Here is an 11,890-nt window from a genome sequence, read left to right as displayed (position 1 = left end):
AAAAAGCAGTACCATGTAAAGCAACCTTACATTAAGTATCATAATGCGAGCAACCAAACAAAGACGATGCCTTACATACCATTAAGTAGCGCGTCTCGTGGTTTTAATCATCCCAAAACTGGCTATCAATAACGCCAATATCTGCACAAACAATAACAACCATACGGTAAGAGACCACTGCCCTCGCGCGTAAGCTATACCACCCAGCCACGCTCCAAGCGTACCGCCTGTGTAATAGCCCATGTAATATAAGCCTGATGCCAATGAGCGACCTTTTTTGACATTGACAGCGATATAGCTGATGGTCGCTGACTGCGTAATAAACACACCAGATGACATAACAGCAAGTCCTATGATTACCCCCCATAGTGGAGTCACCAAGGTCAACAGTACCCCAATCATGGAGATAATAATGGCTACCCGAACCGTACGTGCTGAACCAAACCGGCGCAGCAAGGTCGTCGATAGTGGCGTGATAATAACACCAAGCAAATATACAGCAAAAATATTGGCGAGCGCACCCGTGCCAAGCTCATAAGGCTTATCCGCCAAATGTAAATTGATAAAAGTGAAGCAGCCAACAAGGGAGAACAGTACACAAGCGCCAAGCAGACAAGCGGTCACCACATAACGATTGGTGACATGCTCACCCAGCGTCTGTATCGCTGAGCGAAAATTGGGATTGGCCTCAAAGTGACGGGACGATGGTAGCATCTTGCCGACCCATATCGCCCCCAGTAGCGTCATCGCTGTCATCACATAATAACCGTCACGCCAGCCAATCAACTCATGCAAATGCCCTAACAAGAACCGACCCATAAAACCGCCAAGCACGCATCCTGATACATAAAAGGACATCAGCTCAGTCATTGCCCGGCCCTCAAACTCCTCACCGATATAAGCAATCGTCACCACCGTAATACCGGGTACAGACAGTCCTTGCATAAAACGCCAAATACCGACCCATTCAATGCTAGAGCTTTGGGCAACCAGCGCTGTTGGTATGGCCAAAAATAACAAAGCACCGACGATAAACGACTTACGCCCGACTGCATCTGAGAGCATGCCCAAAAATGGTGACATGATGGCAATGGCCAATACAGTAGCGCCAACGATCATACCCGCTTGCACTTCCGTCGCAGAAAAATCCACCATCATGACTGGCAGCACGGCTTGGATAGAGTACACTTGCAAAAAGGCAAACATACCAATCAGGCCTATCGTGAGCTTTAATATCCACGAAGTAGAGTGACTGGATGATGCTGCTGTCTTTGGTACAAATTTTTGATTTTTATCTGTAGAATTATTCACAAGGGAGCTGACTATATTGATTATGCTATGACAGGGAGGCGTCATTGGCTTGGGTGATAGAGGAATATAACGCAAATTTATAAAGGAAGAGCATGGTCATAAATGATAAAGACTTATCATAGTGACAAGAAATCATGTTAGCACACCAACCGATATACTCAGGTTTAAATGTGTTATTGGCGCTTGATTAGACTTTCCATTTAGAATAAAAAAATCGGATCTATACCCTCAATGATGACATTTACCTAACAACTCTTTTTTATTTTTACACATCTACATTGCTTATATCTTTTCTATTACAGACTTTAGGTGCTCAAAAATCAATAATCATAGGGTGCTACCTATCAATAAGTAAAATAATTGAACAACTAAACCATTAAGGAGTCATGTCAATGAATGATGAGATTTACGATTTAGGTGCAGGATTTTGGAGTATTCGAGGGTCATTTATAAAAAACGGCATCATAGATATCGGCGTCCAATGTGCGCTTATAAAGCTATCATCAGGCCGATTTATTTTTTTAGACAGCTATACTTTAAAAGACGAGGTTCGTCAGCAAGTGATGGCATTGACCAATGATGGCCAAGATGTCGAAGCCGTCCTAAATGTTCATCCATTTCATACGATACATTGTTCACAAATGGCCAAAGACTTTCCGCAAGCCACGTTTTACGGTAGTAGTCGACACCCAAAACAAGTACCAGAAGTAAGCTGGGCAGATGATTTGGTCGAAAGTGACGCAGTCGCTGAGCGTTATCCTGAGCTGAAGTTCTCCCTACCTCAAGGCATTTACTACATCGCACCTGATGAATCTGTCCATGCAAGCTCACTATTGGTCTATCATCCTGCTAGCCAAAGTATATATGTCGATGATACGTTTGAGATACCACCTTCTAAGCTATTTGATGCGGTACAGCCCAATCTAGGCTTACATCCAACTACTAAAAAAGCCCTCAAAGATGAGCCAGACGCTGGCAAGCACTATTGTGATTGGGCGGTAGAGCTGGCGCACCAGTGGCGTAATGTCCGTCATTTTTGCGGCGCGCATTCAGGCTTAGTGGTGTTTGGAGAAGGTCAGTTTGAAGCGGCGCTTTTGTCTACCATTGATAATGCTCGTAGTGAGCTTGAGGCAAAATAACGACTCTAAGAAAAACTTAAAACATAAACATTGCGACAAGAAAAATAATCACTTGTCGATTCAATATATTAAATAAGGAAAACGATAAATGTCAGATGAAATTCATGATTTAGGAGCAGGATTTTGGAACATACGCGGGTCATTCCGTATCGGCGGTGTGATAAACATTGGTACCCAGTGCTCACTAGTCAAGCTATCCTCAGGACGCTTTATATTTTTGGACAGCTACGCCTTAACAGGTGACGTTCGAGACGAGGTAATGGCGCTCACCAATAATGGTAGAGATGTCGAAGCTGTCCTAAACGTTCATCCATTCCATACCGTACACTGTGACCATATGGCAAAAGACTTTCCGCAAGCCACATTTTATGGCAGTAAACGTCATCCAAAGAAAATACCAGAAGTAAATTGGGCAGATGATTTGGTAGAAAGTGACGCGGTTGCTGAGCGCTATCCTGAGCTCAAATTTTCAATGTCAGAAGGTATCCATTATATCGCACCCAATGAGATGATTCATGCAGGCTCCCTATTGGCCTATCATCCTGCCAGCCAAAGCTTACACGTTGATGATACGTTTATGAGTCCACCAATGAAGCTATTAGAAGCCGTCTTACCTGAGCTAATATTGCATCCTACCACCAAAAAAGCACTCAAAAATGAGCCAAATGCGGGCGCACAATATTGCGACTGGGCGACCCATCTAGCCCATGAATGGCGCGACGTTCGCAATTTTTGCGCAGCACACTCTTATCTTGTGAGGTTCAAAGATGGCGAGTTTGAAACAGCATTGGTTAAAGCTATTGAGAAAGCCCGTCCTAAGCTAGAAAAATCATAGTTTTTACATTAATAGATATATTTTTCCAATATAAAAGGGTCGCTAATATGGCGACCCTTTTTATTGAATAATATTTAATCTACCTGATTACATTACTTATCATTGCATAGCAGCTACTATCAGAGACACAATCACTATCGCCGTCACATAGGTTCTCACTTTGAAATAATCTGGCGTGATAATGTGCGCGCGATTGAGCCCATAATCAATCATCCACATGCTGGTAAACCCAATGACCAGTAACCAGATAAAACCGACCACTGGTAACATTAAAAACCCGAGCCACAGAACAATTGCAATCACATTACTGACTAAAGGCAATCGGATAGCCCATTTATCATCATCAGCCAAGCTTAAATGATTACCCCACTGCGATCCGGCCATAAACGACGCAATTACCAAACCATAAGCGCTTAATATATCAGCCGTTGCGCCCAATATAGGTATGTCACTAATGCCTATAACAAGCAGGAGCGCACAAGCAATAAACGGAATAGCACCTGCAAAGGTTAGATAAGGACTGGGTTTTTTCATGATATGAATCTACCTCGTATTTAGTCTATCGATATTTCTAGCATATATGAATGAGACATCTTATTCTAACTCACCTTGCCACTGATGGATAAACTCACCGTTTGGATCGTATTGCTGGGTTTGTTTATCAAGATTGAACTGCCGACATCCTCTTGGATCCGCCCCCACACCTGCTAGATATTGCCAGTTACCCCAGTTGCTGGCGACATCATAATCGATAAGATGCTGCTCAAAGTAAGCCGCCCCATAACGCCAATCAAGACCTAACTCATGGATAAAGCAGCTTGCCACTAGCTGTCGTCCACGGTTTGACATATATCCTGTTGCCTTCAGTTGATGCATACAGGCGTTGACGATGGGGTACGCCGTTTTTCCACTTTTCCATTTCTCCAAAGGCTTTTGATCAAATTGAGTTGATGGCGTGTGCTCACCAATACCTTTGAACCAAAACAACTTTTGCTGATGGGTGACAGCATACCAATAAAAATACTCGCGCCAAAGTAACTCAAACCATATCCAATAAGTTGAGTCATTGGCAATGACATCACGCTCATAACGGCGCAGTCGATTCAATACGGTATTGACAGACAAAGAGCCGTTCGCCAGCCAAGCGGAGAACTTAGTGGAATGTGTCCACTCATCAAGCGCGTTTCGTGTGGCCTTATAAGTGCTCGGCGCATCAGAATCAAAATAGGTATCTAAGTGCTTGAGGCCATTTGACTCTCTACCTGTAAAGTTAGATGCTTGATTTAATGTCTTATCAATTTCTATCTCATTAGACAACTGCGATTCAAAAAAGTACTCGTCCCTACTCTGCATATTGTCAGGCAATGGAGCAAGTGATTCTGGCGTTGGATAAATCACTATATCTTTCTCGGCATGCAGCAAATCATAATCTGCTTCAATTTTTTTGCGAAATTGCGTAAAGCTTTTGGGTAAGCTCTCTAGCGGTAACTCGTCAAACAAAGTAGCCGTTGTCTCGATATGCCAACATATCTGTGGATGTTTATTCTGTAGTAGCGCATAGACTTGGTTTTGATAATAGTCGTCTGTTTTACTGACACAGATATCGGTAACCTGCTGCGCCTTAATGAGCTCATTCAACTGCGCAAAGGTATCTGACACTGCGGAAGCTTGTTGCAAATACAGTAATCTATTACCAAGCTGCTCTAGCGATGCATTTAGGTCAATCAAGCTCTCTTGTAAAAACTGCTGGCGGGCGACACCCATAGTGTCATAATGATAAGCAGGATGATTATTTTTATCACTCAACCCATCCGCCAATGATGCTCCATAAACAAGCAGCAGTTGTCCATTACCGCTTAGCTCAGCGGCTTTTGACAATGTCGCATTATCCGCTACTCGCAGATCGTTGTGGAATAGTACCAATGTGACGTTATTATTCTTTGAGTTGTTCTCTGAATTATTCGCTGATTCATTTGACATACCCTATCCTTTTGGCCATTTAGCGCTCATTTATTTTTAGTCTTGAAATCTGAAATATCATATACGATGTAAAACACACTGAGCATTCAACCATGAGACGAGCGTAGTACTTGTAAGGTGATGCGCTTAGCCCCAAAAATTACTTATAACCATTGACTCTCATAAGCTCGACTGCTTAAATGGCTTACCTCTAGGAGAATACCATGACTCAAAATAATACTACGACTGAAGAAAATAAATCAGACGAGAAACGTAAACTTATCAATCGTTTTTTGATGAGATTGACGAAAGAGCAGCCACAAATGTATTACGCCACGACCTCTGAGATATCTCGGAGCATCCATACCATGATAAAAGAACATACCAATCGCTTGTCAGTAGAAGAGCAAGCACTGGTAAGACGTATGACTATCGAAGAGATCGAAGGATTGCTGGGCTTTCATGCCAGATAAACCTCTCTTCACTGGCGAATGTATCCATGCATTTGGGTAAAACTCTCATATATCACACAAAAAAAGACCGCTATCGAAGCGGTCTTTTTTTATTATTTATCGTAGTACAATTCTATTAGAACGGATACTGACGTGGTTCGTTTTGCATTGATATCCAATGCGTTCTGGTGAATTCTTCTAGTACCCACTCACCGTTAAAGCGACCGATACCTGAGTTTTTCTCACCACCGAACGGCGTATTGCTTTCGTCGTTCACTGAGATGTCATTGATATGGGTCATACCTGCTCTGATACCACGAGCGAAACGCAGACCTTTTTGCATATCAGCAGTGAATACGGCACTAGATAGGCCATACATAGAGTCATTGGCGATTGATAATGCATCGTCTTCGTCTTTGGCACGAATGATACCAACCAATGGTCCAAACACTTCATTACATGATAGATCCATCTCGCGAGTGACTTCAGTGAAAATGTGCGGCGGTACGACTTGGCCTTTGATCTCGCCACTGAGTATCATTGTTGCGCCTTCTTCCTGCGCTTTAGCGATTTTTTCTTTGAGCGATTTGACTTGTTTTTCATTGATGATAGGACCAACAGCCGTATCTTGCTTACTAGGATCACCGACATTTAGTGTTTTGACGTGTGCCAAGAAACGCGCGACAAAGTCATCATATATCTCGTCTTCTACGATTACTCTATTGATGGCAATGCAGATTTGACCTTGATGCAAGAATTTACCAAAGGCCGCGGCTTTTACTGCCTGCTCGATATCAGCATCTTTTAGTACCACGAATGGGCTGTTACCGCCCAGCTCAAGCGCGACTTGCTTGATATACTCACCGCCGTTCGCAAGCTCACCGATATGTTTACCCACTGAGGTAGAACCTGTAAATGACACTAAGCTTGGCGATTTGTGCTCGACAATGGCATCGCCTATCTCGCTACCTGAGCCAACCACGACATTTAGCAATCCTTTTGGCAGACCCGCTTCTTCAAACACTTTTGCCAAGAGCAGGCCACCTGTCACTGGTGTATCGCTTGCTGGCTTGAGCACCACTGCGTTACCAAGTGCTAATGCTGGTGCGATAGAACGCTGGGTCAAATGCAGCGGAAAGTTCCATGGGCTAATGACTGCTACCACCCCGATTGGCTCGCGATATATAAAGTTTTCTTTACCAGGAGTGTTCGATGGGCGAATTTCACCATGGACACGGTTAGGGAATGTCGCTGCTTCAAGGGTAATCGCACGCGTCGCACTAAATTCAACCATCGCTTTGATACGTGTACTGCCTGATTCTTTAATCAGCCAGTCAACGATTTCGTCCTGGCGCTGATCTAGGATACTGACCACTTTGTACATAATAGCTGAACGCTCAGCTGGGGTCGTTTTCGCCCATTCGGCTTGAGCTTGGCTAGCAGCGTCGTATGCTTCATTTAGTTGATCTTTAGTCGCTTGCTGAATCTCTACAAGCGTATCGCCATTGTAGGGATTAGTGTTGGTATTAATGCTATCATCTTTACCTTTTTGCCATTCACCGCCGATGAATTGCAAATGAAAATCGCTATAGGCGTTACTGTTATTATCGTTGGTTGACATAATTATCCTCATGTTTGCTTTATTGTATAAAAATTTATTTTCAGTACTCTGAACAAAATAGTTGGAGCTGTCTTGTAGGTGGGAGATTCATAGTTATAGTTAATCATGAATTGAAGCGAAAACTTTATGGTAACTGATAAGAACAAAACCCACCTTGATAGACGACTGGTCTAATGCTACCATAGCTATTAATAAAACAAGACTATTTTTTCAGCCAATATTGTTGATAAAACGTAACCCATATAAATATATATCATTAGAATATGCCACCAACATGACGCTCAAATGAAACCTGACGACCCTATTACTATGACTATCAAGGGAGAGAATTCTATTTATGTCTAATATCACAGACACTAGCACCACACCCGATACTAAAGCCCACTTACTTGCTACTGGTTACCAATTAATAGCCAAAAAAGGCTTTACCGCTGTCGGCCTCAAACAAATCTTAGACACAGCTGGCGTGCCTAAAGGCTCTTTTTATCATTACTTTGCCTCAAAAGAAGCGTTTGGCGAGGCCATTATCAATCATTACTTCAGCTTATATAAAGCTCGTCTTGATATCATCGACGCACAAAACGTGAGCGCCCAACAAAAGCTATATGATTACTTCCAAAACTGGTACGACACCCAGCAGAACGGTTGTGATCACGAGAGATGCTTAGTGGTTAAACTAAGCGCAGAAGTGGCTGATATGTCAGAAACTATGCGTAAAGCGCTTGATAGGGGCTATCAGCAGACAACCATGTGGCTCGCCGAGCAGATCAAGGCAGGATGGATGGACGGGTCTGTACCTCGTCACGATAATATATCAGCTGAGAGTATGGCCAAACGCTGGTATTTCGCGTGGCTTGGTGCCAGCCTAATGGCTAAGATCAGTCAAACAAATACGCCTCTAGCTGAGATCTGGCAAATGACGACGACTCAAATGGGACGTTGATAACAAACAGTAATGTTCTTGATATTGCAGCCCCTAAATTGGGGGCTTATGTTTGCGCCTACACATCGTATTGTTATTTAGAAACCCAATGCTTGATAAAAACGTTGTATGAGAGTTTTGTAATCATTTATAAACAAACACTAGACGACTGGTCTAATTGGTGTACAATGCGCATCAAGCTTTAGAGCAAATGCAAAATAAGCATTGCTTACCATTCATTGTTTAACGTCAACATATTTGGCGAAACCATTTTTATCAACATTAGGAATTTTATGAATAACTTTCAATATTACAACCCAGTCCGTATCGTTTTTGGTGAAGGTCAAATCGAACAATTATCAGACCTAGTCCCTACTGATGCACGCGTTCTCATTACTTACGGTGGTGGTTCAGCACAGCGTACCGGTACTTTGGATGAAGTAAAAACTGCATTAGCGGCTAGCGGTAACCGTACTGTATTTGAATTTGGTGGTATCGAAGCCAATCCAGAATTCACCACACTATTAAAAGCAGCCGACATGGTGAATGAGCACAACATCGACTTCTTATTAGCAGTTGGCGGTGGCTCAGTGATTGATGGCAGTAAATTTGTTGCACTCGTTTCTTCATTGACTGAAGAAGATGGTACTGTCTCACGTGACCAAGCTTGGGACGCGCTAACGGGTTATTGCAAAAACATCGATTCTGCTATTGACCTAGGTGCGGTATTGACCATCCCAGCAACGGGTTCTGAGATGAACTCAGGCGGCGTTATTAACTATAGCGAACGTCAAGCAAAACTACCATTTGGTAACCCACTGGCCTTCCCTAAATTCTCAATCCTAGATCCAGTCAAAACGCTTACACTACCTGAACGTCAGGTTATGAATGGTGTTGCTGATGCATTCGTCCATGTAATGGAACAGTATCTGACTTATCCAGTCAATGCTAAAGTTCAAGATGCCTTTGCTGAAAGCTTGCTTAAAATCCTTATCGATGAAGGTGTAGTTGTTAAGCAAGATCCAGACAACCTAGAAACACGTAAGAACATCATGTGGACAGCGACGATGGCATTGAATGGTCTGATCGGTACTGGTGTACCACAAGACTGGACAACTCACATGGTCGGTCATGAACTCACATCACTACACGCTATCGATCATGCACGTACACTAACCATCGTATTGCCATCAGTGATGCGTGAGCTAAAAGAAAGCAAAAAAGAAAAACTGCTGCAGTATGCACGTAACGTATGGAACATCACTGATACTGATCAAGACGACGATGCAATCATCGAAACGGCCATTGTCTATACTGAAAACTTCTTCCGCGAGCTTGGTTTACCAGTTAGCCTAGAAGACGTCGATTTGACTGAGTCAGCGATTGATCCAATTATCAAGCAACTTGATGCACATAACATGGTCAAACTTGGTGAGCACGGCAAAAACGATTTAGACGTTTCACGTCGTATCTTGCAACGCGCTGTAACTAGCAAAGCGTCTTAATAGGCGCTATAGCAAGAACTGTCAAAAGAATTATAAGAAAAATCGCGACAGTAACAATAAGTATATATCGTTATGCTATCTATAGTATTAGCTATTCCATGCTGAGTAGCTACTACATTTGATACCACTATAATAATCACAATGAATAAATATAAAGGAGTCCTACAATGAGCTTCGACAAACAACAGAACCAACAAACCAACCGTCAAATCAAACTTGCCAGCCGCCCGAACGGCGAACCAACCGCTGACAATTTTGACATGACAACCAGCGACATCCCAACGCCAAACGATAACGAGATGTTATTACGCACGGTATATCTGTCATTAGACCCATATATGCGTGGACGTATGAGCGATGCCAAAAGCTACGCTGACCCATTAGCAGTCGGTGACGTCATCATGGGCGGCACAGTTGCTCAAGTCGTCGAGTCTAATATCGATAAATTTGCTGTCGGTGATTTGGTGGTATCAAATTCCGGCTGGCAGGACTACAGCGTCAGCGATGGCGAAGGTGTTCTTAAGCTTGATAAAAACATGGCAAACCCTTCTTATGGTTTGGGTGTATTAGGTATGCCCGGCTTCACCGGCTACATGGGTCTGACTGATATCGGTAAACCACAAAAAGGTGAAACGTTGGTTGTCGCTGCAGCCACGGGACCTGTTGGCGCTACGGTCGGTCAAGTGGGTAATCAATATGGTCTGCGCACCGTTGGTGTAGCAGGCGGTAAAGAGAAATGCGACTTCGCGGTCAACGAGCTTGGCTTTGATGTCTGTATCGACCACAGAGCCGATGACTTCGCTGAGCAATTAAAAGCGGCATGCCCAGATGGTATCGACATCTATTACGAAAACGTCGGTGGCCATGTGTTTGACGCGGTCATGCCTTTACTAAATGCTCATGCTCGCATTCCTGTCTGTGGCCTTGTTGCCCAGTACAATGCGACCGAACTGCCTGAAGGTAAGGATCGTTTGAGCGTATTGACTGGCCTTATCTTAAGCCGCCGCCTCACCATCAAAGGCTTTATTATCTTTGAAGAATATGGCGACCACTTCCCAGAGTTCTTAGAAACGATGAGCAAATGGGTAGAATCAGGCGACGTCAAAACCAAAGAATACATCGCTGATGGTCTAAACAATGCACCAAAAGCCTTTGTCGGTATGTTAAACGGTGATAACTTTGGTAAAACAGTGGTCAAAGTCTCTGACGTTCAGTAATTGATGTTAGGTAAGTTTTGTTAAGCAATAAGCGATAGGTAACGATTTTTTATTAATAACCACTTAACAACACAACTCGCTAAGATCACTACTGAAAGTTACGTCCGAAGCAGGAATAATATTAGCGGTCACGACTTATATTGATAATTTTTTAGTTATTTGGCTCGCCATTTGAATGAATCCTCTATCAATAAAAACGTGGCTGTTAATGATTTACTTTACTCACATATAAACAATAAATAAGGATAATTATGAATATTTTAATGGTACTAACCTCACACGACCGCCTAGGCGATACTGGTAAAAAAACTGGCTTTTGGCTAGAAGAATTTGCAGCCCCTTACTATGCGTTTCTCGATGCGGGTGCTAATGTCACTTTAGCGTCTCCTGCTGGTGGTCAACCACCCCTAGATCCTAGTAGCGATACCGAAGACACGCAAACCAAAGATACCAAGCGTTTTAAAGACGACAAAGATGCGCAAGAGCACTTGGCTAATACCAAAAAACTTGCTGACATGAAAGTAGAAGATTTTGATTCAGTCTTTTATCCAGGTGGTCACGGTCCATTGTGGGATTTGGCAGTAGATAAGCACTCTATCGAATTAATCGAGAATTTCGTCAAGCAAGACAAGCCTGTTGCTTTTGTTTGTCATGCACCTGCCGCGCTTAAAAACGTTAAAGTTGATGGCGAGTACTTAGTAAAAGGTAAAACCGTTACTGGTTTCACCAACTCAGAAGAAGAAGCTGCTGGCTTAACAGACGTGGTGCCTTTCTTAGTAGAAGACGCCTTGAAAGCCAATGGCGGTAACTATGAAAAAGCCGCTGATTGGGAAGAGTTTGTGGTCGAAGATGGTTTATTGATCACAGGTCAAAACCCAGCGTCATCAGAAGAAGCGGCTAAGCGTTTGATTAGCAAGCTCAAAGGTTAA

11 protein-coding genes are annotated in these 11,890 nt (G+C 43.1%); 7 read left to right on the top strand and 4 right to left on the bottom strand.

What is annotated here, in order from left to right; all coding sequences use genetic code 11:
* Positions 1 to 81: 81 nt before the first annotated feature.
* Positions 82 to 1,311 carry an MFS transporter gene (locus tag QO189_RS09775; RefSeq protein WP_371532585.1) on the bottom strand — a complete coding sequence of 410 codons (1,230 nt, stop codon included), beginning with the start codon at positions 1,309 to 1,311 and terminating at the stop codon, positions 82 to 84.
* Between the two features lie 392 nt (positions 1,312 to 1,703).
* Here QO189_RS09775 and QO189_RS09770 point away from each other — a divergent pair, with 392 nt between their 5' ends.
* Both QO189_RS09770 and QO189_RS09765 read left to right on the top strand, forming a co-directional pair.
* A complete protein-coding gene (locus QO189_RS09770) occupies positions 1,704 to 2,450 on the top strand; it encodes a hypothetical protein (RefSeq protein WP_371532584.1) in 747 nt (248 codons plus the stop codon).
* An 88-nt stretch (positions 2,451 to 2,538) separates the two neighbouring features.
* The gene (locus tag QO189_RS09765; protein ID WP_371532583.1) at positions 2,539 to 3,285 is read left to right on the top strand and encodes a hypothetical protein; all 747 of its coding nucleotides are present in this window, start codon (positions 2,539 to 2,541) and stop codon (positions 3,283 to 3,285) included.
* 99 nt (positions 3,286 to 3,384) lie between these two features.
* Here the strand turns inward: QO189_RS09765 and QO189_RS09760 are convergent, their stop codons facing one another.
* Positions 3,385 to 3,819 (bottom strand): DUF3429 domain-containing protein, encoded by a 435-nt coding sequence (locus tag QO189_RS09760; RefSeq protein ID WP_371532582.1) that lies wholly within the window; start codon positions 3,817 to 3,819, stop codon positions 3,385 to 3,387.
* 60 nt (positions 3,820 to 3,879) lie between these two features.
* Positions 3,880 to 5,265: a DASH family cryptochrome gene (locus QO189_RS09755; protein WP_371532581.1), complete on the bottom strand. Its 1,386-nt coding sequence runs from the start codon at positions 5,263 to 5,265 to the stop codon at positions 3,880 to 3,882.
* 203 nt (positions 5,266 to 5,468) lie between these two features.
* Between QO189_RS09755 and QO189_RS09750 the strand changes: the two genes are divergently transcribed.
* The gene (locus tag QO189_RS09750) at positions 5,469 to 5,717 is read left to right on the top strand and encodes a hypothetical protein (RefSeq protein WP_010201084.1); all 249 of its coding nucleotides are present in this window, start codon (positions 5,469 to 5,471) and stop codon (positions 5,715 to 5,717) included.
* Between the two features lie 115 nt (positions 5,718 to 5,832).
* Here QO189_RS09750 and QO189_RS09745 read toward each other — a convergent pair whose 3' ends face one another.
* Positions 5,833 to 7,317 carry an aldehyde dehydrogenase family protein gene (locus QO189_RS09745; RefSeq protein WP_371532580.1) on the bottom strand — a complete coding sequence of 495 codons (1,485 nt, stop codon included), beginning with the start codon at positions 7,315 to 7,317 and terminating at the stop codon, positions 5,833 to 5,835.
* Positions 7,318 to 7,654: 337 nt separating this feature from the next.
* Here QO189_RS09745 and QO189_RS09740 point away from each other — a divergent pair, with 337 nt between their 5' ends.
* From QO189_RS09740 to QO189_RS09725, 4 genes are all read left to right on the top strand, one after another.
* Entirely contained in the window at positions 7,655 to 8,260 is a 606-nt protein-coding gene (locus tag QO189_RS09740) for a TetR/AcrR family transcriptional regulator (protein WP_238038969.1), read from the top strand.
* A 272-nt stretch (positions 8,261 to 8,532) separates the two neighbouring features.
* The gene (locus QO189_RS09735) at positions 8,533 to 9,744 is read left to right on the top strand and encodes an iron-containing alcohol dehydrogenase (RefSeq protein WP_371532579.1); all 1,212 of its coding nucleotides are present in this window, start codon (positions 8,533 to 8,535) and stop codon (positions 9,742 to 9,744) included.
* 167 nt (positions 9,745 to 9,911) lie between these two features.
* Positions 9,912 to 10,961 carry an NADP-dependent oxidoreductase gene (locus tag QO189_RS09730; protein WP_371532578.1) on the top strand — a complete coding sequence of 350 codons (1,050 nt, stop codon included), beginning with the start codon at positions 9,912 to 9,914 and terminating at the stop codon, positions 10,959 to 10,961.
* A gap of 251 nt (positions 10,962 to 11,212) precedes the next feature.
* The gene (locus tag QO189_RS09725; RefSeq protein WP_371532577.1) at positions 11,213 to 11,890 is read left to right on the top strand and encodes a type 1 glutamine amidotransferase domain-containing protein; all 678 of its coding nucleotides are present in this window, start codon (positions 11,213 to 11,215) and stop codon (positions 11,888 to 11,890) included.

The sequence above is a fragment of the Psychrobacter sp. Arc29 genome (assembly GCF_041431175.1).
Taxonomy (GTDB): Bacteria; Pseudomonadota; Gammaproteobacteria; order Pseudomonadales; family Moraxellaceae; genus Psychrobacter.
The sequence above is the reverse complement of the archived record's forward strand: the minus strand, read 5'-3'. Positions and strand labels throughout refer to the sequence as shown.

Coding starts and splice junctions, on each gene's coding strand:
- QO189_RS09735 (WP_371532579.1), top strand. CDS start 8,533: ATGAATAACTTTCAATATTACAACCCAGTCCGTATCGTTTTTGGTGAA.
- QO189_RS09760 (WP_371532582.1), bottom strand. CDS start 3,819: ATGAAAAAACCCAGTCCTTATCTAACCTTTGCAGGTGCTATTCCGTTT.
- QO189_RS09740 (WP_238038969.1), top strand. CDS start 7,655: ATGTCTAATATCACAGACACTAGCACCACACCCGATACTAAAGCCCAC.
- QO189_RS09725 (WP_371532577.1), top strand. CDS start 11,213: ATGAATATTTTAATGGTACTAACCTCACACGACCGCCTAGGCGATACT.
- QO189_RS09755 (WP_371532581.1), bottom strand. CDS start 5,265: ATGTCAAATGAATCAGCGAATAATTCAGAGAACAACTCAAAGAATAAT.
- QO189_RS09770 (WP_371532584.1), top strand. CDS start 1,704: ATGAATGATGAGATTTACGATTTAGGTGCAGGATTTTGGAGTATTCGA.
- QO189_RS09745 (WP_371532580.1), bottom strand. CDS start 7,317: ATGTCAACCAACGATAATAACAGTAACGCCTATAGCGATTTTCATTTG.
- QO189_RS09730 (WP_371532578.1), top strand. CDS start 9,912: ATGAGCTTCGACAAACAACAGAACCAACAAACCAACCGTCAAATCAAA.
- QO189_RS09750 (WP_010201084.1), top strand. CDS start 5,469: ATGACTCAAAATAATACTACGACTGAAGAAAATAAATCAGACGAGAAA.
- QO189_RS09765 (WP_371532583.1), top strand. CDS start 2,539: ATGTCAGATGAAATTCATGATTTAGGAGCAGGATTTTGGAACATACGC.